The 23173-nt window shown below is 53.6% G+C and carries 17 protein-coding genes and 1 pseudogene; 12 read left to right on the top strand and 6 right to left on the bottom strand.

All coding sequences use genetic code 11. The annotated features are described in order from the left end of the window. Positions 1–183 precede the first annotated feature (183 nt). Complete coding sequence (gene sthA / locus IYV58_RS00620; RefSeq protein ID WP_004116922.1) at positions 184–1584, top strand: Si-specific NAD(P)(+) transhydrogenase; 1401 nt, start codon at positions 184–186, stop codon at positions 1582–1584. Here the strand turns inward: sthA and oxyR are convergent. The 4 genes from oxyR to argC all read right to left on the bottom strand — a co-directional run bounded on the left by oxyR (position 1567) and on the right by argC (position 5990). Continuing rightward, positions 1567–2484, bottom strand: a complete 918-nt coding sequence (gene oxyR / locus IYV58_RS00615) for a DNA-binding transcriptional regulator OxyR (RefSeq protein WP_004127331.1) — start codon at positions 2482–2484, stop codon at positions 1567–1569. The genes sthA and oxyR overlap by 18 nt on opposite strands. Positions 2485–2751: 267 nt before the next feature. Further along, positions 2752–4125, bottom strand: coding sequence for an argininosuccinate lyase (gene argH / locus IYV58_RS00610; RefSeq protein WP_087828808.1), 1374 nt, complete (start codon positions 4123–4125; stop codon positions 2752–2754). 77 nt (positions 4126–4202) lie between these two features. Continuing rightward, a complete protein-coding gene (argB, locus tag IYV58_RS00605; RefSeq protein ID WP_109213033.1) occupies positions 4203–4979 on the bottom strand; it encodes an acetylglutamate kinase in 777 nt (258 codons plus the stop codon). Between the two features lie 6 nt (positions 4980–4985). Continuing rightward, a complete protein-coding gene (gene argC, locus IYV58_RS00600) occupies positions 4986–5990 on the bottom strand; it encodes an N-acetyl-gamma-glutamyl-phosphate reductase (RefSeq protein WP_004127324.1) in 1005 nt (334 codons plus the stop codon). A gap of 184 nt (positions 5991–6174) precedes the next feature. On the opposite strand from argC, the gene argE reads away from it, so the two are divergent. Next, positions 6175–7326 (top strand): acetylornithine deacetylase, encoded by a 1152-nt coding sequence (gene argE / locus IYV58_RS00595; protein WP_004127321.1) that lies wholly within the window; start codon positions 6175–6177, stop codon positions 7324–7326. A gap of 254 nt (positions 7327–7580) precedes the next feature. Next, positions 7581–10232 carry a phosphoenolpyruvate carboxylase gene (gene ppc / locus IYV58_RS00590; RefSeq protein ID WP_049113499.1) on the top strand — a complete coding sequence of 884 codons (2652 nt, stop codon included), beginning with the start codon at positions 7581–7583 and terminating at the stop codon, positions 10230–10232. A gap of 97 nt (positions 10233–10329) precedes the next feature. Here the strand turns inward: ppc and zinT are convergent, their stop codons facing one another. Then, the gene (zinT, locus tag IYV58_RS00585) at positions 10330–10977 is read right to left on the bottom strand and encodes a metal-binding protein ZinT (protein WP_004127314.1); all 648 of its coding nucleotides are present in this window, start codon (positions 10975–10977) and stop codon (positions 10330–10332) included. 151 nt (positions 10978–11128) lie between these two features. Here zinT and IYV58_RS00580 point away from each other — a divergent pair, with 151 nt between their 5' ends. From IYV58_RS00580 to nagE, 9 genes are all read left to right on the top strand, one after another. Next, positions 11129–11992 (top strand): AraC family transcriptional regulator, encoded by an 864-nt coding sequence (locus IYV58_RS00580; protein ID WP_004127311.1) that lies wholly within the window; start codon positions 11129–11131, stop codon positions 11990–11992. Positions 11993–12197: 205 nt separating this feature from the next. Beyond that, positions 12198–12860, top strand: coding sequence for a fructose-6-phosphate aldolase (fsa, locus tag IYV58_RS00575; RefSeq protein ID WP_004107558.1), 663 nt, complete (start codon positions 12198–12200; stop codon positions 12858–12860). 56 nt (positions 12861–12916) lie between these two features. Beyond that, on the top strand, positions 12917–14020 hold the full coding sequence (gene gldA / locus IYV58_RS00570) for a bifunctional L-1,2-propanediol dehydrogenase/glycerol dehydrogenase (protein ID WP_004127305.1): 1104 nt from the start codon (positions 12917–12919) through the stop codon (positions 14018–14020). Positions 14021–14154: 134 nt separating this feature from the next. After that, complete coding sequence (locus IYV58_RS00565; RefSeq protein WP_123829430.1) at positions 14155–14904, top strand: DeoR/GlpR family DNA-binding transcription regulator; 750 nt, start codon at positions 14155–14157, stop codon at positions 14902–14904. A gap of 162 nt (positions 14905–15066) precedes the next feature. Then, positions 15067–17490 (top strand): glycyl radical protein, encoded by a 2424-nt coding sequence (locus IYV58_RS00560; protein ID WP_004127301.1) that lies wholly within the window; start codon positions 15067–15069, stop codon positions 17488–17490. A 98-nt stretch (positions 17491–17588) separates the two neighbouring features. Further along, positions 17589–18503, top strand: coding sequence for a glycyl-radical enzyme activating protein (locus IYV58_RS00555; protein WP_004127298.1), 915 nt, complete (start codon positions 17589–17591; stop codon positions 18501–18503). Positions 18504–18512: 9 nt separating this feature from the next. After that, positions 18513–19250 (top strand): glucosamine-6-phosphate deaminase, encoded by a 738-nt coding sequence (nagB, locus tag IYV58_RS00550; protein ID WP_004127295.1) that lies wholly within the window; start codon positions 18513–18515, stop codon positions 19248–19250. Positions 19251–19259: 9 nt separating this feature from the next. Next, the gene (nagA, locus tag IYV58_RS00545; RefSeq protein WP_004127287.1) at positions 19260–20402 is read left to right on the top strand and encodes an N-acetylglucosamine-6-phosphate deacetylase; all 1143 of its coding nucleotides are present in this window, start codon (positions 19260–19262) and stop codon (positions 20400–20402) included. A 268-nt stretch (positions 20403–20670) separates the two neighbouring features. Continuing rightward, positions 20671–22686, top strand: coding sequence for an N-acetylglucosamine-specific PTS transporter subunit IIBC (gene nagE / locus IYV58_RS00540; RefSeq protein ID WP_004127285.1), 2016 nt, complete (start codon positions 20671–20673; stop codon positions 22684–22686). A gap of 164 nt (positions 22687–22850) precedes the next feature. Here the strand turns inward: nagE and IYV58_RS00535 are convergent. After that, positions 22851–23154, bottom strand: a pseudogene (locus IYV58_RS00535) (EamA family transporter); the annotation flags it as partial. Positions 23155–23173: the final 19 nt, after the last annotated feature.

Here is a 23173-nt window from a genome sequence, read left to right as displayed (position 1 = left end):
TTCCATAAGCCCTTCCGGCACTATACCAGAGATCAGAACCAATCGGTTTACACTGGATTGTGAATGATTGTTTACGAGCTGTTTCTGCTTTTATGCCGCAAAAAAGCACAACGATAATTGGGTTAAAGCGCGGCAAATGTTATCATCGTGTTTATTTTATGTATAAAACAGGTGAGTAATGCCATGTCACACTCTTGGGATTATGATGCAATTGTGATTGGTTCCGGTCCTGGCGGAGAAGGTGCCGCCATGGGGCTGGTGAAACAGGGAGCACGCGTTGCCGTCATTGAGCGCTACCATAACGTTGGCGGCGGTTGTACCCACTGGGGTACCATCCCGTCAAAAGCCCTCCGCCATGCCGTCAGCCGTATTATCGAGTTTAACCAAAATCCCCTCTACAGCGACCATTCCCGTCTTCTTCGTTCTTCCTTCGCCGACATCCTGAACCATGCCGACAGCGTCATTAACCAGCAAACCCATATGCGTCAGGGTTTCTATGAGCGTAACCACTGTGAAATCCTGCAGGGTAATGCCCATTTTGTTGATGAACACACTATCGCGCTGGAATGCCACGACGGTACCGTGGAAACGGTGACGGCGGAAAAGTTCGTGATTGCCTGCGGTTCACGCCCGTACCATCCGGCAGACGTTGACTTCCATCACCCGCGCATTTATGACAGCGACTCGATCCTTAGCCTGCACCACGAACCGCGCCATGTGATCATTTATGGGGCCGGGGTGATCGGCTGCGAATATGCGTCGATCTTCCGCGGAATGGAAGTGAAGGTGGATCTGATCAACACCCGCGATCGCCTACTGGCGTTTCTCGATCAGGAGATGTCCGACTCCCTCTCCTATCACTTCTGGAATAGCGGCGTGGTCATTCGCCACAATGAAGAGTACGAAAAGATTGAGGGCGTGGATGACGGCGTCATCATGCACCTGAAATCCGGCAAAAAGCTAAAAGCGGACTGCCTGCTGTACGCTAACGGCCGCACCGGGAATACCGACTCTCTGGCGCTGGAAAATATCGGCCTGCAAACCGATAGCCGCGGTCAGTTGAAGGTCAACAGCATGTATCAAACCGCCCTGCCGCATATTTATGCCGTCGGCGATGTGATTGGCTACCCGAGCCTGGCCTCGGCCGCCTACGACCAGGGGCGCATCGCTGCCCAGGCGCTGGTGAAAGGCGAAGCCTCGGCGCATCTGATTGAAGATATCCCTACCGGTATTTACACCATTCCGGAAATCAGCTCCGTTGGCAAAACCGAGCAGCAATTGACGGCCATGAAAGTGCCTTACGAGGTCGGGCGCGCGCAGTTCAAGCATCTGGCGCGTGCGCAGATTGTCGGCATGAGCGTCGGTACGCTGAAGATCCTGTTTCATCGCGAAACGAAAGAGATCCTTGGGATTCATTGCTTTGGCGAGCGCGCGGCCGAAATTATTCACATCGGCCAGGCGATAATGGAGCAGAAAGGCGGTGGTAACACCATTGAGTACTTCGTTAACACCACCTTTAACTACCCGACGATGGCGGAAGCCTATCGGGTAGCCGCGTTAAATGGCTTAAACCGCCTGTTTTAACGCGGTGTCGAAATGGCCATCCATCTTCCCGCGGATGGCCTCTGCCAGATGTTCATAGCGGCTACGCAGCGGCGAACCCGGGCGATAAACCAGCCCCACGGTACGTCTCGGTTCCGGCTTGATACAGGGCACATAGACCACGCCATCGCGCTTTCTCTCCTGCGGCACGGCTAAGGCTGGCAGCAGCGTGATGCCGCTACCGGCAGCCACCATGTTACGCAACGTTTCGAGGCTGGTCGCCCGGAAATGCGTATCCTCGTCGGCGCCCGCTTCAAAGCAAAAGCCCATCGCCTGATCGCGCAGGCAGTGGCCGTCTTCCAGCATCAGCAGCTTTTCACCGGCCAGGTCCGACATCGGCACGCACTCGCGGTTAGCCCACGGGTGATCTTCGTAGATAGCCAGCATCATGGGCTCATCAAACAGCGGCACCTCAATAAACGCTTCGCTCTCTTTGACCAGCGCCAGAATCGCGCAGTCGAGCTTACCGCTATCAAGCTGCGCTAAAAGCTGATGGGTTTGTGCTTCATGCAGATACATTTCCAGCTTGGGAAAGGTCTGATGCAGCATCGGGATAATCAACGGCAGCAGATAAGGGCCAATCGTCGGGATCAGTCCAATATGCAGCGGCCCGGACATGGTCTCTCCCTGCTGGCTTGCCATTTCCTTCAGCACTTTGACTTCGCGTAGCACGGTACGCGCCTGATCCACCAGCAGCAGCCCTGCCTGGGTGAACAGAACCTTACGGCTGGTGCGTTCCAGCAACATCACACCGAGCTCATCCTCCAGCTTACGGATTTGTCCGCTAAGCGTAGGTTGGCTGACGTGACAAGAATCCGCCGCGCGGCGGAAGTGGCGGTGTTCGGCTAGCGCTACCAGATATTCAAGATCGCGAATATTCATTATTCATCCTCCATCGCCACGATAGTCCATGGCGATAGATAGAATAGCAACGAACGATTATCCCTATCAAGGTTTCTGTTCAATAATAAACCCATAAATGAGGAAAACTGCAGAAAATCATCGCGCTTCCTCACAGTTTTCTACCCGGATAACTAAAGCCAACGTGAACTTTTGCGGACCTTGCGTCCGCTTTTTTTTGTATAAAAAAAGCCCGGGGTTACCCGAGCTTCGTTTATTTACCGCCTTAAAAGCAGCCCCGCAGGCGAATCACACCAGGCGCTGTTTAGCGTCGGCAATCGCCTGAGCCACCTGCTGAGGAGAAACGCCGCCTTTAGCCGCACGCTTATCCAGACACGACTGCAGCGCCAGAATCGGATAGACGTCATCCGCAATCACGGAGCTAAATTTCTGCAAATCGGCCAGAGGCAGATCCTCCAGCGGCTTGCCCTGGGCAATGGCTTCCACTACCGCTTCACCGACAATATGGTGCGCTTCACGGAACGGCACACCTTTAGCAACCAGATAATCCGCCAGTTCGGTGGCATTCGCATAGCCCTGCTGCGCCGCTTCTTCACAGCGCGGGCGTTTTACCTGAATACCGTCAAGCACCAGTGCCGCCATATGCATGCAGTCGAGCCAGGTATCAAGCGCGTCAAACAGCCCTTCTTTATCTTCCTGCATATCTTTGTTGTAGGCCAGCGGCAGCCCCTTGAGGGTCATCATCATGCCGGTCAGCGCGCCCTGCACGCGGCCGCATTTTCCACGGATCAGCTCCAGCGCATCCGGGTTTTTCTTCTGCGGCATCAGGGATGAGCCAGAAGTCACGCGGTCAGAAAGCTCAACAAAACCCGCTTCGCCGGTATTGAAGAAGATCAGATCTTCGGCAAAACGCGACAGGTGGACCATACCGATTGAGGCATCGGACAGCAGTTCCAGTACGTGATCGCGATCGGACACGCTGTCCAGGCTATTGCGGGTCGCCGATGCGAAGCCCAGCCAGCCGGCAAGCTGTTCACGATCGATTTCATAGGCAGTACCCGCCAGCGCTCCGCAGCCCAGCGGGCTGACGTCCAGACGTTTAAGCGCATCCTGCAGACGGCTTTCATCTCGTGCCAGCATTTCAACATAGGCCAGACACCAGTGGGCAAACGTCACCGGCTGCGCGCGCTGCAGGTGGGTATAGCCCGGCATGACGGCGTCCTGGTTATTCTCAGCCGTCTCGACCAGCGCGCTTTGTAGCTGACGATTCGCCGACAGCAGTTCCACAACGGTATCTTTGCACCACAGCTTCAGGTCTGTCGCCACCTGGTCATTACGGCTACGCCCGGTGTGCAGCTTTTTGCCCAGTTGGCCGACCTTGTCGATCAGCTTACCTTCTACCCAGCTATGAATATCTTCCGCATCGCTTTCGAGGATCTGCTGCGGGTTAGCCCGCACGTCTTCCAGCAGAATGTTCAGCGCCTCTTCCAGCTGCTGTTGTTCATCAGCGGTCAAAACGCCAACCGTCACCAGCGCTTTGGACCAGGCAACAGAGCCAACGATATCCTGCTCCGCCAGGCGATAGTCAAAGCGCAAAGAGTCGTTGAACTGTTTGAACCGCTGATCCGCTGCCTGAGTAAAACGCCCACCCCAAAGTGCCATAACATGCTTCCTTAATATCTTTGAATTTTATTGCCCGGCGGCGCTACGCTTACCGGGCCGACAAAATGATAAATTGATTATGCGAGAATACGCGTGCCGATCGGCGTGCCGTTAAACAACGCAGGGAGCTGCTCCGCGTGACGCCAGGAGGCGATATCGACCGGGCGGCCTAATGTCCGCGCCGCGTCCAGGGCCGCATTCACTTTGACGATCATGCCGTCGGTGATAATGCCCTGCTCGATCAGCTGTTCAGCCTTCTCGGCGGTCATTTCCGCAATGCGCTGCCCTTTGCCATCTAGAATGCCGCTTACATCAGACAGCAGAATCAAGTCTGCGCCGAGCGTTGCCGCCAGCGCGGTCGCCGCCTGGTCGGCGTTGACGTTCATCAACTCGCCTTCATCGGTGACGCCGATGGAGCTAACGACCGGCATATAACCGCCCGCCAGCAGCGAGTTAATCAGCGCCGGAGAACCCGGCTGAGCGTATCCGACATGACCAAGCTCTTCATCAAGCTGCGTCACTTTGACGCTATCGCCGTCACCGAGGAATAGCCCAACGGCAGCCAGCCCATGCTTCTTCGCCCACGCCAGCAGCGTTTTGTTGGCGGTTCCCGCCAGCGCGCCGGTAATAATGTCGATCTGATCCGCCGGCGTGACCCGCAGACCGTTTTTCTTGTTCACCGGCAGGTTGAGCTGCTTCATGAGTTCATCCACCACGCAGCCGCCGCCGTGCACAATAATCAGCGGGCGCTGATGGGATTCGCGGTAGTTCACCAGTGCCGTAAACAAGCGCTCAAGCGCTTCTTCGCTGTCCAGCAGGACGCCGCCAAGTTTGATAATTAAAGGATTCATCATCACACCTTAAATAAGAGACTGCGTCTCAGCGAAGCCGAAACGAATATTTGCGCACTGCACGGCCTGCGCGGCCGCGCCTTTCAGCAGGTTATCTTCCGCCGCCACCACGATGATATGTTCATCCTGGACCGCAAAACCGATATCACAGAATGGCAGACCCACGACATTTTTCAATGCAGGGACACCTTTATCGTATAAACGTACCAGCGGTTTTTCCGCATAGGCCTGCTGGAACACCGCCGCCACCTGCTCTTTGCTCACGCCGGGTTTTAGACGGCAGGTGATGGTCTCCAGAATTCCGCGCTTAAAATTGCCCAGATGCGGAGTAAAAATCACGTCCGCGCCCAGGTGGGTTGAAATTTCCGGGTGATGACGGTGGTTGAAAACGCCGTAGGGTTGCAGGCTGACTTCGCAGAAGCTATTGCCGATAGAGGCTTTACGCCCGGCGCCGCTTACCCCGCTGGTCGCGTTGATCACCGGCCACTGGTTAAGATCCAGCAGCCCCGCCTCGATCAGCGGTTTTAACGATAGCTGAGCCGCCGTCGGGTAGCAGCCCGGTACGGCGATCAGATTGGCTTCTTTTAGCTTTTCGACGCTCCACTCGGCCAGGCCGTAAACCGCCTGCTCCAACAGTTCAGGGTACTGATGAGTGAAACCGTAATATTTTTCATAGAAGGCGCCGTCATTCACGCGGAACGCCCCGGAGAGATCGAACACGACGCAGCCTGCGGCGAGGAACTGCGGCGCCAGGTCATGGCTCACCTCGTGCGCGGTGGCGAGGAAAACCACATCCACTCCGGCGCTAAACTCGCTGATATCGGACATCGGCTGCAGCGGCAGATCGACAATGCCTTTCAGCTGCGGATGCAAATCGGAAACTAATTTTCCCGCATCATTGCTTTGCGCGGAGACCGTCAATGCGGTTATGGTCATATGAGGATGGCGATTTACATAGGCCACTAGCTCTGCGCCGGCATAACCGCTGGCGCCCACAATCAGCGTGTTCAACATTGGGGCTCTTCACCTTCTTGCTTACGTATATTTGCCCAGGAAGACCGTTGCCTTCCCCACCCTGTTGAGCCGTAAGAGCATCATCCTTATATTCGATGGGTTTTCTTACGCTCAACGATAATGTATTTTTATTCACAAATAATGCATGAATATTGATACTATCACGACCCGAGGTGTGTCAACAATGAAAAACAAATTACCGCCCTTTATCGAGATTTACCGCGCGCTGATCGCCACACCTTCCATCAGCGCAACCGAAGAGGCGCTGGATCAGAGCAATGAGTCTTTAATCAATTTACTGGCTGGCTGGTTCCGTGATATCGGCTTTAATGTTGAAGTTCAGCCGGTACCAGACACGCGCAATAAATTCAACCTGCTGGCCAGCAGCGGCCACGGCGCTGGCGGCCTGCTGCTTGCCGGGCACACCGATACCGTCCCGTTTGATGATGGCCGCTGGACCCGCGACCCTTTTACCCTGACCGAGCACGACAATAAGCTGTACGGTCTCGGCACCGCGGATATGAAAGGCTTCTTCGCTTTTATTCTCGACGCCCTGCGCGACGTTGACGTCACTCAGCTGAAAAAGCCGCTCTATATTCTGGCGACGGCTGATGAAGAGACCAGCATGGCCGGCGCCCGCTACTTCGCCGAGACGACCCAACTGCGACCGGACTGCGCCATTATCGGTGAGCCCACGTCGCTGCAGCCGATACGCGCGCACAAAGGCCACATGTCCAACGCGGTTCGCATTCAGGGGCAGTCGGGCCACTCCAGCGACCCGGCACGCGGCGTCAACGCGATTGAACTGATGCACGACGCCATTGGCCGCATTATGCAGCTGCGCGACGACCTAAAAGAGCGTTATCACTATGCCGCCTTTACCGTTCCCTGGCCGACGCTCAACCTCGGCGCCATCCACGGCGGCGATGCCTCCAACCGCATTTGCGCCTGCTGCGAACTGCACATGGATATTCGTCCGCTGCCCGGAATGACGCTCAACGATCTCAACGGGCTGCTGAACGAGGCGCTGGCGCCGGTGAGCGAGCGCTGGCCTGGCCGCCTGACCGTTTCTGAACTGCATCCGCCGATCCCCGGTTACGAATGTCCGCCGGACCATAAGCTGGTTGAGGTCGTAGAAAAACTCCTCGGCGCGCAAACCGACGTGGTGAACTACTGTACCGAAGCGCCGTTTATTCAGACTCTCTGCCCGACGCTGGTGTTAGGCCCGGGCTCTATCAACCAGGCCCATCAGCCGGATGAGTACCTGGAAACGCGCTTTATTAAGCCGACCCGCGAGCTCATCACTCAGGTGGTCCACCATTTTTGCTGGCATTAAATACGCATTCTCTCGGGCGATTTCATCCGCGCGAGAGGGTGACAATTATCACATTTTCATAAGCAACACTTATCAAGCGACCTCCGAGTTAAATTTCGCAAATTGCCGCCATTTATTCGTTTGCTGAAGCGATTTCGCAACAATTGACGTGGGGGTTTTTACGTGGCTTTATAAAAGACGGTTGCTTATCCACTGCTCAAATTATCGAGCGCCGGATATAACAAAATAAAATGAGATGGGGTGTCTGGGGTAACATGAACGAACAATATTCCGCTTTGCGTAGTAATGTCAGTATGCTCGGTAAGGTGCTGGGCGACACCATCAAGGATGCGCTAGGAGAAAACATTCTTGATCGTGTCGAAACTATCCGTAAGTTGTCCAAATCTTCTCGCGCTGGCAATGAAGCCAACCGCCAGGAACTGCTCACCACGTTGCAAAACTTGTCCAACGACGAGCTACTGCCGGTGGCGCGCGCCTTTAGCCAGTTTCTGAACCTGGCGAATACCGCTGAGCAATACCACAGCATTTCGCCAAAAGGCGAAGCGGCCAGTAATCCGGAAGTGATTGCCCGCACCCTGAGAAAGCTTAAAGAGCAACCCAACCTCAACGAAACCATTATTAAGCAAGCCGTTGAATCCCTGTCGCTGGAACTGGTGCTGACCGCGCACCCGACCGAAATCACGCGTCGTACGCTGATCCATAAGATGGGTGAAATCAACAGTTGCCTGAAGCAGCTCGATAACAACGACATTGCGGACTATGAACGTCATCAGGTCATGCGCCGTTTGCGCCAGCTGATTGCCCAGTCGTGGCACACCGATGAAATCCGCAAACATCGCCCGACCCCGGTGGATGAAGCGAAATGGGGCTTCGCAGTTGTTGAAAATAGCCTGTGGGAAGGCGTACCGAACTACCTGCGCGAGCTGAATGAACAGCTGGAAGACAACCTGAACTATCGGCTGCCGGTCGACTTTGTTCCGGTTCGCTTTACTTCCTGGATGGGCGGCGACCGCGACGGCAACCCGAACGTGACTGCCGACATTACCCGCCACGTCCTGCTACTCAGCCGCTGGAAAGCAACCGATCTGTTCCTGAAAGACGTCCAGGTGCTGATTTCCGAGCTATCAATGGTCGAGTGCACCGATGAGCTGCGCGATCTGGCAGGCGCGGAAGGCGCGCAGGAACCCTATCGTTACCTGATGAAAAAGCTGCGCACGCAGCTGATGGAGACGCAGGCCTGGCTGGAAGCGCGCCTGAAAGGGCAGAAACTGCCGAAACCAGCGGGTCTTATCACGCAAAACGAGCAGTTGTGGGAACCGCTTTACGCCTGTTACCAATCACTGCAAGCCTGCGGCATGGGCATTATCGCCAATGGCGAGCTGCTCGACACCCTGCGCCGCGTAAAAGCCTTTGGCGTACCGCTGGTGCGTATCGATATCCGTCAGGAAAGCACCCGCCACACCGAAGCGCTGGGCGAAATGACCCGCTATCTCGGCATCGGCGACTATGAAAGCTGGTCAGAAGCCGATAAGCAGGCCTTCCTGATCCGCGAACTGAACTCTAAACGCCCTCTGCTGCCGCGCCAGTGGGAGCCAAGCGAAGAAACTCGCGAAGTGCTTGAGACGTGCAAAGTCATCTCCGAGGCGCCGCGCGGCTCGATTGCGGCCTACGTGATTTCAATGGCCAAAACGCCGTCAGACGTCCTGGCAGTACATCTGCTGCTGAAAGAGGCTGGCATCGGCTTCGCGCTGCCGGTCGCCCCGCTGTTCGAAACCCTGGACGACCTGAATAACGCCGACGACGTCATGACCCAACTGCTGAATATCGACTGGTATCGCGGCTTTATCCAGGGCAAACAGATGGTCATGATTGGCTATTCCGACTCGGCGAAAGATGCGGGCGTGATGGCCGCCTCCTGGGCGCAGTACCAGGCGCAGGACGCCTTAATTAAGACCTGTGAAAAAGCCGGTATTGAGCTGACCCTGTTCCACGGTCGCGGTGGTTCTATCGGTCGCGGCGGCGCGCCGGCGCACGCGGCGCTGCTCTCTCAGCCTCCGGGAAGCCTGAAAGGCGGCCTGCGCGTCACCGAACAGGGCGAGATGATCCGCTTTAAATACGGCCTGCCGGAAGTCACCATCAGCAGCCTATCGCTCTATACCAGCGCGATTCTGGAAGCCAACCTGCTGCCGCCGCCGGAGCCCAAAGCGCAATGGCGCGACATCATGGCCGAGCTATCAGATGTCTCCTGCGAGATGTACCGCGGCTACGTGCGTGAAAATAAAGACTTTGTTCCTTACTTCCGTTCCGCAACGCCGGAGCAGGAGCTGGGTAAACTGCCGCTGGGCTCGCGTCCGGCAAAACGTCGCCCGACCGGCGGCGTCGAGTCGCTGCGCGCCATTCCGTGGATCTTCGCGTGGACGCAAAACCGCCTGATGCTGCCAGCCTGGCTGGGCGCCGGCGCCGCGCTGCAAAAAGTCGTTGAAGGCGGCAAGCAGAGCGAGCTGGAAAGCATGTGCCGCGACTGGCCGTTCTTCTCTACCCGCCTCGGCATGCTGGAGATGGTCTACTCAAAAGCCGACCTGTGGCTGGCGGAATATTACGATCAGCGTCTGGTGAAACCGGAACTATGGAAGCTCGGTGAAGAGCTGCGCCAACTGCTGTCCGCCGATATCAACGTGGTGCTGGCAATCGCCAACGACTCCCACCTGATGGCCGACCTGCCGTGGATCGCGGAGTCCATCCAGCTGCGTAATATCTATACCGACCCGTTAAACGTGCTCCAGGCCGAGCTGCTCCATCGTTCACGCCTGGCGGAAGAGAAAGGTGAAAAACCGGATCCGCGCGTTGAACAAGCGCTGATGGTCACTATCGCCGGCGTTGCGGCAGGCATGCGTAACACCGGCTAGTTCGCCTTGCGGAACCTGTAGCCCGGCTAAGCGTAGCGCGAGCCGGGTTAAAAACCGTAGCTCCGGTAAGCATCACGTTTACCGGAGCTATTTTTTATTAGTGGTGCAGCATTTCGTCGACAATCTGCTCTTTGTGCAGCGCATAAGGATAGTAGGTTGGCCAGTTATCCATCTCTTTCAGCAGCGCGTCCTGGGACTCATCGCCCATGAAGATGTGGAAATGCTGGGACTTGCGCGGCGCGATAGTATGATCGCTAAACTGAACAAACTTCGGCGCTTTTGAATCCGCCTGCTGGCATTCGAACAGGTAGCGCACGCCTTTTTTACCGGATGCGTAGGTCAGAATTTTGTAACCGGAATAGCTGTACTTACAGGCGTTGACGGTTTTCCCGACGTGAAACTCCATGACGTTATCCTCGATACCAATTTGGTCGACATCGGTAGCGTAGCCCTTCTTATAATATTCCCGATATTCCGCCACGCTTTTACCGGCCTTTTTGGCCTTCTGCTCCAGAACCGGATCTAAATCCCCGTTCAGCAGATAGGGGTTAACCGACTGCCAGATCCCCTCCCAGTCGCTCAGCGCCCTGTCCTTTACGTCCTGGTCGGCAAAAATACCTTCACTCGCCTTTTGTTCCGCTTCGGTCAGCGCCGGGCCATGGCCAGGGTGACCGTGGGCAAAAGCCTGGCTGCTCGCCATTACCATGCCAATGCCAAACGCCAGCGCGGAAATCTTTTTGGTCATCACTCTCTCCTGAGTTTAGGTTTGCAATAATATGTTACGATATAACATATCAATCAAATCTTACAATACTCTTCGCAGAAAAACCGCGCGGCTTTTCCCTCTGTCAGTTTGTTAGGTATGATGAAAAGAGATCGCATTACGCGGAGAGAGAATGAATAGCGATATTAATCAGGCCATTGATTCTTTTATTAAAGGCCCAGCGGTAATCGGCAAAATCCGCTTTTCCACAGAGACCAGACCGGCTTCTGAGAATGCGCTATGCGTCGATTTTCCGCGCCTCGAAATCATGCTTGCAGGCCAGCTTCACGATCCAGCGATTAATGCCGAACGCACCCAGCTCATGCCGCACGATGTGCTGTATATTCCCGCTGGCGGATGGAATGACCCGCAATGGATGACGCCCTCCACTCTGCTCACTATTTTATTTGGTAAACAGCAGCTGGAATTCGTCCTGCGCCACTGGGACGGCAGCGCGCTTAACGTGCTGGATAAACAGCAGGTTCCGCGCCGCGGTCCCCGGGTCGGCTCTTTTCTGCTGCAGGCATTGAATGAAATGCAGATGCAGCCGCGGGAGCAGTACACGGCCCGCTTTATCGTCACCAGCCTGCTCAGCCACTGTGCCGATCTGCTGGGCAGCCAGGTACAAACCTCATCGCGCAGCCAGGCGCTTTTTGAAGCGATTCGTAAGCATATTGACGCCCACTTTGCCGACCCATTAACCCGGGAGTCGGTGGCGCAGGCGTTTTATCTCTCGCCAAACTATCTATCCCATCTGTTCCAGAAATGCGGGCCAATGGGCTTTAACGAGTATCTGAATCACATCCGCCTGGAGCAGGCCCGAATGCTGTTAAAAGGTCACGATATGAAAGTAAAAGATATCGCCCACGCGTGCGGTTTCGCCGACAGCAACTACTTCTGCCGCCTGTTCCGCAAAAACACCGAACGCTCGCCGTCAGAGTATCGCCGTCAATATCATAGCCAGCTGACGGAAAAAACGGCCTCAGCAAAAAACTAGATTTTTGTGTGTTAAACCTGACTTTTGTGCGCACTTTTACTTCCACTTTAATCCGTATTACGGGATAAACGTGATCTAAATCATCCTTACTCATAATGCGTACATTTGTCCAGTTTTTGGCAAATTTGTCATCTGGCGACCCTTCGAGTGAAAGCCGTATTCTTACCTCAACGACACTACCGAATTATGTACTGAGGAAAGAATCATGGAACTCTATCTGGACACCGCAAACGTAGCAGAAGTTGAACGCCTGGCGCGTATCTACCCGCTGGCCGGCGTGACCACCAACCCGAGCATTATCGCTGCCGGTAAAACGCCGGTTTGGGATGTTCTGCCGCGCCTGCAAAAAGCCGTCGGCCCGGAAGGTATTTTGTTCGCCCAGACCATGAGCCGCGACGCGCAGGGCATGGTGGAAGAAGCCAAACGCCTGAGCAACGCCGTCCCCGGTATCGTGGTAAAAATCCCGGTCACTGCCGAAGGCCTTGCCGCTATCAAATTGTTGAAAAAAGAAGGCATCCCTACACTTGGCACGGCGGTCTACAGCGCCTCTCAGGGCCTGCTGGCCGCGCTGGCCGGGGCAAAATATGTTGCCCCTTACGTAAACCGCGTCGATGCCCAGGGCGGTGACGGCATCCGCATGGTCCAGGAGCTGCAGTCCCTGCTGGAACTGCATGCGCCGGAAAGCAAAGTGCTGGCCGCCAGCTTCAAAACTCCACGCCAGGCGCTGGATTGCCTGTTAGCCGGTTGCGAAGCTATCACCCTTCCGTTAGATGTAGCGCAACAAATGCTCGGTACCCCTGCGGTAGAGTCAGCCATTGAGAAGTTTGAGCAGGACTGGAATAACGCCTTTGGAACTCTGAACCTGTAACCCGATCGGCGAGCCGCCCAGGGGGGTGGCATCACGGTCATCCAGGAGGAATAGAAATGGATCGCATTATTCAATCACCCGGTAAGTATATTCAGGGCGCAGACGCAATGACTCGCCTTGGCGGCTACCTCAAACCGCTGGCTGAACGCTGGCTCATCGTTGGCGATAAATTCGTACTCGGTTTTGCCGAAGAAAAACTGCGTAAAAGCCTGGCGGATGCTGGGCTGGTCGGTGAAATCGCTCCGTTTGGCGGTGAATGCTCACACAATGAAATCAATCGCTTACGTGGTATCGCCGATTCTGTCCAATGCACAGCCGTGCTCGGTATCGGCGGCGGCAAGACGCTGGATACCGCAAAAGCATTAGCACATTTTATGAATCTTCCGGTGGTTATTGCGCCGACGATTGCTTCCACCGATGCGCCGTGCAGTGCGCTCTCGGTCATTTATTCCGATGATGGCGAGTTTGATAGCTATCTGATGCTGCCGCGCAACCCGAACATGGTTATTGTTGACTCGCAAATCGTAGCTGGGGCCCCGGCACGCCTGCTGGCAGCCGGTATCGGCGACGCGCTGGCGACCTGGTTTGAAGCGCGTGCCTGCTCCCGCAGCGGCGCGACCACCATGGCTGGCGGTAAATGCACCCAGGCGGCGCTGGCGCTGGCTGAACTGTGCTACAACACGCTGATTGAAGAGGGTGAAAAAGCCATGCTGGCGGCAGAGCAGCACGTTGTGACGCCTGCGCTGGAACGGGTGATTGAAGCTAATACCTACCTGAGCGGCGTCGGGTTTGAAAGCGGCGGCCTGGCGGCTGCGCACGCTATTCACAACGGTCTGACCGCTATTCCGGACGCTCACCACTACTATCATGGTGAAAAAGTGGCTTTCGGTACGCTTACGCAGCTGGTACTGGAAAACGCGCCGGTGGAAGAGATCGAAACCGTAGCGGCGCTGTGCCATAGCGTCGGGCTGCCTATCACCCTGGCGCAGCTGGATATTAAAACCGATATCCCGGGCAAAATGCGTACCGTCGCGGAAGCCGCCTGCGCGGAAGGTGAGACCATCCACAATATGCCCGGCGGCGCGACGCCGGATCAGGTCTATGCGGCGCTTCTGGTCGCCGACCAATACGGTCAACGCTTCCTGCAAGAGTGGGAATAACCTCTGCACACACCTGCTTCGGCGGGTGTGTTCTTTCATGTTCTTTTCATCCCCCATTGTCAGCCTGAATGATGTGTTTTATAGTGCGATTTTCCTCCGGATGTATCGTAGACATGCAATCATCAGATCGAAGAATGAGCATTTATGCCATTCTGCAACAGAACAAAAAAGTCGTCGTCAATGAACTCGCCGAAAAGTTCGGCGTCACCAAAATGACCATCCGTCGCGACCTGTCTTTCTTTGAAAAACAAGGTATTGTAAAAACAACCTACGGCGGGGCCTATTTGACAAGCGGTGCCAGCGTCGAGCCCAGTTTTCAGCTCAAATCAATACAGATGGTCGATGACAAGCATCTGATTGGCCAGAAAGCCGCCGAACTGGTTGAGGATGGCGATACGATTATTATCGATTGCGGTACCACGCCACTGGCCCTGGCACAGTTTATTTTTGATAAAAAAATCATGGTGATAACGAATTCCGTTCCAGTAGTTAATCTATTGAAAGGGAGAAAAAATATTAAATTAATCGTGGCACCAGGTGAGTACGAGGACGATACCCAAGGGATGATCTCCTTCAGCACCGCTGATTTCTTTCGTAATATCCATGCCGATAAGGTCTTCCTCAGTACTCAGGGTATTAACGAACTGGGAGAACTGACGGTACCCAAAATGACCGATGCCCACGTCAAGCAAGCGCTGATGCGTGCTGGAAGGCAAAAAATACTACTGGCAGACAGAAGCAAGTTTGGCCAAACATTTCTTGCTGGCCACGCTCGTCTGGCTGACCTCGACCTCGTTATCAGCCAGACCGACCTCCCCAACGACACCCTCTCTCTGATTAAAACGCAAAACGTACAGCTATTGCTGGCAGATACTCACTCCTGATCGCACAGACGTCTGACAACAGGCGTCTGTGTTTTTTTGCACCCTTATAATGTTCCATTTGGATTCATTAAAGCCAAAAGAAACAAAATAGATCATTTTTTTATTGACAAAAGAACACCTCAGGCGTGGAATAGGGATACCCACTCCAGAATTGAGGTCTTTATGAACGGATTACTGAGCTTCAAACCCACCAACAACGATTGTGATTTCAATCGTATCGCCAAAAAACAAGATCAGATGTTCCACCGCGTGGCGACCATTTGCCCGGAACGCGCGGAGATCATCACCGAATCCTTCAAACGTTCTGAGGGTAAATCCATTGTGATTCGCCGGGCGTTAGCGATGGCCGATATTCTGGAAAAGATGACTATCTATATCGAACCGGACATGCTGATCGTCGGTAATCAGGCAAGCGCCAATTTTGCCGCCCCGGTGTTCCCGGAATACTCGTTTAACTGGGTCATTGACGAGCTGGACGAGTTCGATAAACGTTCAGGCGACAGCTTTCAGGTTGCTGAAGAAACCAAAGCACGCTTGCGTGTGCTGCAGGATTATTGGCAGGGGAAAACACACCAGGATGAAGTGTTGACTAACCTACCGCAAATAAACCGCCTGGCAGAAAAACAGGGGGTACTACACCGCGGCGGTATCAGTATGTCTGGCGATGGCCATATCATTCCGAACCATGACTTTGTACTGGAAGTCGGCTACGGTGGGATGCGTGATATCGCAAAACAACATCTGGCGGAAGACCAGGACCTGACTGAAGAACAGACGGATTTCTACCAGGCGGTCATCATCACCATGGATGCGGCGCTGCATTACTGCAAACGCTTCTCTCTGTTGGCAAAAGAAGAGGCGGAAAAAACCGCCGATGCTAAACGCCGTAACGAACTACTGACGATGAGCGAAATGTTCGCTCACCTGATGGAAGGCAAAGCACAAAGCTTCTACGAAGCGGTAGAAACCGTCTACCTGACTCACCTGCTAATGATGATCGAAAGTAACGGTCATTCCTTCTCTTTCGGCCGTTTTGACCAGTACATCTGGCCGTTCTACGAGGCGGATATCAACTCCGGAAAAATCAGCAAAGAAAAAGCGCTGGAGATCCTGACCCACTTCTTCATCATGACCAACAGTCTGAATAAAGTGCGCCCGTGGGGCCACACGCAGTACAGCGGCGGCTACCCGCTTTACTCCAACCTGATGGTTGGCGGTATGAAGCCGGACGGCACCGACGGTACCAACGACCTCTCTTATTTATCGCTGGAAGCCATGGCATTGACCGGCCTGCCAGAGCCAAACCTGAGCGTACGTTTCTCTAAAGATACCCCGCACTCGCTGATGCAGGATTCAGCAAAACTGATCCGTAAAGGATTCGGCATGCCGTCCATCTTCTGCGACGAAGTGGTTATCCCGGCGATGATGACTCTCGGCCTGACGGAAGAAGTCGCGCGTGAATATGCCTCAATGGGTTGTGTCGAAACCGCGATTCCGGGGCGCTGGGGCCATCGAGCCACCGGGATGACCTACGTAAACTTCGGCAAAATTCTTGAACTGGTGATGAACAACGGCTGCGACCCGGCAACTGGCGTACAGCTGGTCAAAGTCAACGGTAAGGAAGGTCGTGAGATTAATTATGAATCTTATGATGAAGTCTGGGCCGCGTGGAATCAGCTGCTGGAATTCTACTCCGATCTGGCTGTTGATTGTGACCTGGTCTGCGACCGTGCGCTGAAATATCACGATGCCGACGCCTTTGCTTCTGCCACCATCAACTGCTCGCTGGAACGCGGCAAAACCCTGAAAAATGGCGGCGCTGAATATGACTTCGTTAGCTCATCCAATATCGGTCCATCAGTGGTTGGCGACAGTCTGGCAGCGGTGAAAAAGCTGGTCTTTGATGACAAGGTGTTGACACTGAAGCAGCTTCGCGAGGCGATGGACTGCAACTTTGAAGGCATCGAAGGCGCCCGCGTGCGTAAACTGTGCCGTAACGCGCCGAAGTTCGGTAACGATATCGACTACGTTGATCACATCGTCGCCGACGTATTCGAGTCCTACCTGAAGCTGCTGCCGAAATACAAAACCGACCGTTACGGTAAGGGACCGAAGGGCTGTGGGTACACCATGTCCACCTCTAATATCACTTCATATGTACCAAACGGTTTTGACGTTGGCGCAACTCCGGATGGCCGCCTGGCCACTCTACCGCTGAACGAAGGCGCATCACCATGCCTTGGCGCGGACAAAGAAGGCCCGACTGCGGTGATCAACTCCGTCGCGAAACTGCCTAACCAGAAAATCGCCGGTGGCCAGCTGCTGAACATGAAATTTACACCGAGCGCGCTGGAAGGCGACGATAATCTGGAGAAATTCACTCATTTCATGGAAGCCAGTCGCGAGAAAAATATCTTCCATAACCAGTTCAACATCATCGATTCGAATCTTTTACGCGCGGCTAAAGAGCGCCCGGAAGATTATCCGAATCTGATGGTCCGCGTTGCGGGTTACTGCGCTCTGTTCTCGACGCTGATGCCGGAAGCGCAGGACGCGATTATTGCCCGCACAGAACTGGCCTGGTAGATATCCCGACATACTTCGAGTTGCAGTTACGTTGTTAAGGACGCTTATAGCGTCCTTATCCTGCCACCCGAATTATTTAGGGTATATATGGAGGTAATATGAGAACTGGCCTGATTTCACGCATTCAGCGTTACTCGACCAAAGACGGTCCAGGAATACGTAGTACCGTATTTATGCAGCAATGTAATTTACGCTGCCAGTGGTGTGCGAATCCGGAGACTATCAGACCAGGTTTCAACGTTTTCTGGTTTAAGGAACGCTGCCGCCAGTGTGGCACCTGCGCTAAGGCCGCAGTCAATAACACCATTACCATGGCGACACCGGGTAACGGCGTGAATATCGATCGAAAAAACTGTACCAACCTGCTGGATATGGTCGATATGTGCCCCTATGACGGTTACGAAAAAGTGGGTAAGGAGATGTCCTCCCACGAGTTGGCCAATCTGCTGCTGCGCGATAAATCATTTTACGACTCCAGCCACGGTGGCGTTACTTTTTCCGGCGGCGAGCCTGCACTGCAGGCTGAGTTCGTCAGGGAGACGGCTCTACTGTTAAAAGAGGCGGATGTGCACGTTTGCCTTGATACTGCCGGGCATATTCGCTGGGAGAAACTGCGCCCGCTGATCGAAGCGGTCGATCTGGTCTCTTACGATTTTAAGGCCTTTGATGCCGAGACGCATCTCGCCTGTACCGGCGTAGATAATCGGTTGATCCTTGAAAATGCCAAAGCGATCGCGGCGATGGGTACCCCCATGCTTGCGCGCATGGTCATTGTCCCCACACGTAATGACGATCCGGAAGATATCCGTCAACGCCTGGATTTTATCCGCAAGCTGGGCGCTGCGGTTCAGCAGGTCGATATTCTGGAATATCACATCTACGGTGTTGGAAAGTATCAAAAACTTGGCATGCCCTATCTTCTGAATAATATTCCTGGCTGCCAGCGAGAAATGACAGAGCAAATAAAACATTACGCCGAAGAAATTGGTCTGAAAGCAACCATAGGCGGCTAAAGGATAAACATGTTAAATTTTATCATTACTGAAACCTACAAAGAAATGAGTGAGCTGGCGGCTAGTCGGGTAGCGATTGCGCTAGCGAAAAAACCGAATTTGGTGATGGCATTACCTACCGGAGGAACTCCTGTGGGCCTTCTTGCAGAAATGAGTCGAATGGCTAAAAGCGCAGAGGCTAATTTCGCACACGCCAGATCATTTAACATTGATGAATATATCCCGCTAAAGAAGGACGATCCGCAAAGCTATTACTGGTTTTTAGAGCACTATTTTTATCAGCACGCTAATATCCCTTGTGAAAATACCTTTGCACCCAACGTTCTGGCTGAAGATTTAAACGCAGAATGCGCACGCTATGAGCGTGAAATTCAGGCGCAAGGTGATTTTGATATCACTATCCTTGGCATTGGTCACGATGGGCATATTGGTTTTAACGAACCTCATCCCACTCATAGCCCTGTCTGCCATATTATTGATCTTAATGAAGAAACCATAGAGGCCAACGCTCGATTCTTCTCACGTAAAGAAGATGTGCCGCTACGGGCGATAACGCTCGGTATGGGAACTATTCTAAGAAGTAAAGAAATTGTCCTGATTGCTAACGGTAAATCAAAAGCGGCGGTCATTAAACAGCTTCATGAGTGCACTCGTGTCGACCCATTATTCCCCGCCTCGTTCTTACTGATGCATCCAGACGTAACCATTATTTGCGACCGCGAGGCAGCATCGCTCATCAACGCATAAGGTGGATATATGAAAATCCAGAGTGAACGTGTTTGGCTAGCGGGTGGTTTCTATCCGGCGCAGCTGACCCTGGAAAATGGTGTTATCAGCGATATCACGCTGGGGCTCAGCCCAAATGTTGACCAGGACTATGGCTCACGGCGCATAATACCAGGGTTGATTGACACTCATGCCCACGGCGCCTGGGACTATGATACTAACGAAGACGATCCTGAGGGGCTTCGACGCTGGACGTATCGTCTGCCGGAAGAAGGCGTCACCGCGTTTTGTCCCACGACCGTGACCGATGAAGATACCACTCTGTTTGCTGCGCTGGAAAATATCTCGCGCGTTATGGATGAAGGTTACCAGGGTGCGGAAATTCTCGGCATCCATCTGGAAGGGCCATTTCTTAGCCAGCTTTACCGCGGCGCACAGCCGGAAAAACAGATTCGGCCGGCCAGCGTCAGCGCGTTTCAAGCCTTTGAACGTGCAGCTCATGGGCGAATCATCGCCATCAGCCTTGCGCCAGAAGAAGATGCCGAATTGGCGTTAACACGCTATTGCACTCAGCAAGGTATCGTGGTCAATCTGGGTCATTCGGATGCCTCCTTCGAACAGGCTTTGGAAGCGGTCGCTAATGGCGCAAAAAATGTCACCCATGTTTTCAACGGGATGGCGAAATATGTCAACCGTGAACCGGGCCTTTTGGGCGCCGCGCTCCGACTCGACGGTCTTTACGGCGAATTGATCGCCGACGGCATTTTTGTGAGCCTGGTTTCTGCCGCTAATCTCTATCGCATTAAGAATGATGATGACGTCATTATGATTAGCGATTCAATGAAATCAAAAGGTTGCCCTCCTGGCCGCTATATGTTTGGTGGTGAACCAATGATTTTAGGTCCGGATGGTGCAACCCGACGTGAAAATGGTGTACTGGTGGGCAGTACTCTACAGCTGAATCGCGGGCTCTATAATATGGTTGAGGGTGCGACAGTACCCTTTGCCTCAGCATTAAAATCCTGCACCATCAACCCCGCCAGATTGTTAGGGTTAGAGAACCGGAAAGGTAAATTACAGCGCGGATTCGATGCTGACATCGTTATATTAGAAGATGACTATCAGGTTAATACAACATACTGCAAAGGAGTCATCGCCTATTCAGTAAATTAACCTTTTTAATTACCGAGCATAAAACAAATAAGCGGACATTGAAAAATGGCTGCTATTTTCTTACGCCTTTAAATTATTAAAAATATTACCTTGTAAAGTATTTAATAAAATGCGACAGAGATAACATTAACCTTTCTCTTATTCCCTTAAAAATAAAACCACAAAAACAAAGCGGTTATAACACCGCAATACCCATCGCAGGGTCAGCCAGTATAAATGCCCTCACGGTCACGCTGGCTTCAGGATTTTATTTTCTAAGAGAACGATAATGAATATATTGGGTTATCTCCAGAAGGTGGGGCGTGCGCTAATGGTGCCAGTCGCCACATTGCCCGCAGCAGCAATTTTAATGGGTATCGGATATTGGATTGATCCCAATGGTTGGGGAAGTTCTAATGCTCTTGCAGCGTTATGTATTCAGTCCGGTGCCGCCATTATCGATAATATGGGCGTACTTTTTGCCGTAGGAGTCGCATACGGCATGTCAAAAGATAAAGACGGCGCGGCCGCGCTGGCAGGATTTGTGGGTTTCCTGGTATTAACCACACTTTGCTCGCCAGCCGCCGTTGCAATGATCCAAAAAATACCGGCAGATCAGGTACCTGCCGCCTTTAGCAAAATTAAAAACCAGTTTATCGGTATCATGGTGGGAATTATCGCCGCCGAGCTTTACAATCGTTTCAGCAGCGTCGAGTTACCAAAAGCGCTCTCCTTTTTCAGCGGCCGCCGTCTGGTACCGATCATCACCTCTTTCGCCATGATTATCGTTGCCTTCATCCTGATGTTTATCTGGCCAGTGGTGTTCAGCGGCCTGGTGAGCTTTGGCGAACATATCCAGAAGCTAGGTTCACTGGGAGCTGGAGTCTACGCCTTCTTCAACCGCCTTTTGATACCCGTTGGTCTGCATCACGCTCTCAACTCGGTGTTCTGGTTTGATGTAGCCGGTATTAACGATATCCCCAATTTCCTCGGCGGCGCACAGTCGCTTGCTTCAGGCAAAGCGGTACTCGGCATTACCGGCCGCTACCAGGCTGGTTTCTTCCCGATCATGATGTTTGGCCTGCCGGGAGCTGCACTGGCGATTTATCAATGCGCACGCCCGGAAAACAGAGCCAAAGTCATGGGTATTATGATGGCCGGCGCCTTTGCCGCCTTCTTTACCGGGATCACCGAGCCACTGGAATTCTCCTTTATGTTTGTAGCGCCCGTGCTGTACGTCATTCACGCGGCCCTGACTGGCCTCTCGGTCTTCATTGCTGCCAGCATGCACTGGATTGCCGGTTTTGGCTTCAGCGCCGGTTTGGTTGACATGGTGCTGGCCTCGCGTAACCCGCTGGCGACGCAGTGGTACTTGCTGATCCCAATGGGGGTGGTGTTCTTCGCTATCTACTATCTGGTCTTCCGTTTCACCATCACTAAATTTAATCTGATGACCCCAGGTCGTGAACTCGCCGTTGCCGGAAGCGCTGCTGATGGTGAAGATATAAATGTTAGCGACAATAAAGAGCAAAGTGTAACCGCGCTGGCCCGCCAGTACATTGCGACGATTGGCGGCTCCGATAATCTGACCTCTATTGATGCCTGCATTACCCGCCTGCGCCTGGGAGTTAAAGACGCTACACTGGTCAACGAAGCGCTGGCAAGACGCCTGGGTGCCAGTGGCGTGATCCGCCTGAACAATACAAATGTGCAGATTATCGTCGGATTTATTGCAGAGAAAATTGCCAATGAGATGAAAACCGCTGGTCATGTTGATGCTGCTGAAGCTCTACCAGTTGCCACCACGCCTGTTGTTAACAAACCCCGCACTACGGCTGGCGCCATTGTTATCGCCGAACTACTCTCTCCGGTAAGCGGTGAGGTGGTGGAACTGCAACAAGTGCCGGACGAAGCTTTTGCCAGCAAAGCTGTCGGTGACGGCATCGCCATCAAGCCCACCAGCAATATCGTCCTCTCTCCCGCCGCGGGGACAATCGTCAAAATCTTCAATACCAATCACGCGTTTTGCCTCGAAACGGAAAAAGGGGCTGAGATCGTAGTCCACATGGGGCTGGATACCGTCGCGCTTGACGGCCAGGGATTTAAGCGGTTGATTGAAGAAGGTAGCGAAGTGGCTGCGGGGCAGCCAGTGCTTGAGATGGATCTTGATTTTCTCAACGCAAACGTGCGATCGATGATAAGTCCAGTGGTGTGTAGCAACGTTGAGGACTTTGGCTGCCTGGAAATTAAGGCTAAAGGCCAGGTTATCGCCGGACAAACCCTGCTTTATGAGATTAAGGGATAAGAGAAAGCATTGAAGGAAAACGGCCGTCGCGCTGGCGGCCGAAGAGGGCTGGCAACGTATGCCACTGGACGAGAATCTCAATGGGGTGCAGACCGCCTCATGCGCTCTGCACCCGCGCCACACGTTTTTTCATGCTGATAGCAGTCAGCGCCTCACAATGACCAAAATACCAATGCCCAGAAAACCCAGGCTGATACTGCGGAACCAGCCACGCCACCGCACTCATCACCAACGCGCCGTACACCATTTCCCAGGTCGTCAGAGCGAGTAAATCAACGCCTGGATAGCGAGCATACCTTCGCTTCACAACGATGGCGCTGGCTCCCCAGTTGATACCGGAAAGAATCGCCAGCAGAGCGCTTTCATCAAGGAGAAGTCGAGCTGCCATGGCTGCAGCACCAGCAATAAACCGAATGCCGTCAGTCCAATAGCGGCATACTGTATTCGCCGCATGCGTTCGCCTAAAATACTCGCTTTGCCGACGTGG

The organism is Klebsiella sp. BDA134-6 (assembly GCF_015601345.1).
Classification (GTDB): domain Bacteria; phylum Pseudomonadota; class Gammaproteobacteria; order Enterobacterales; family Enterobacteriaceae; genus Klebsiella; species Klebsiella grimontii.
This window is presented reverse-complemented; position numbering and strand designations above follow the sequence as displayed.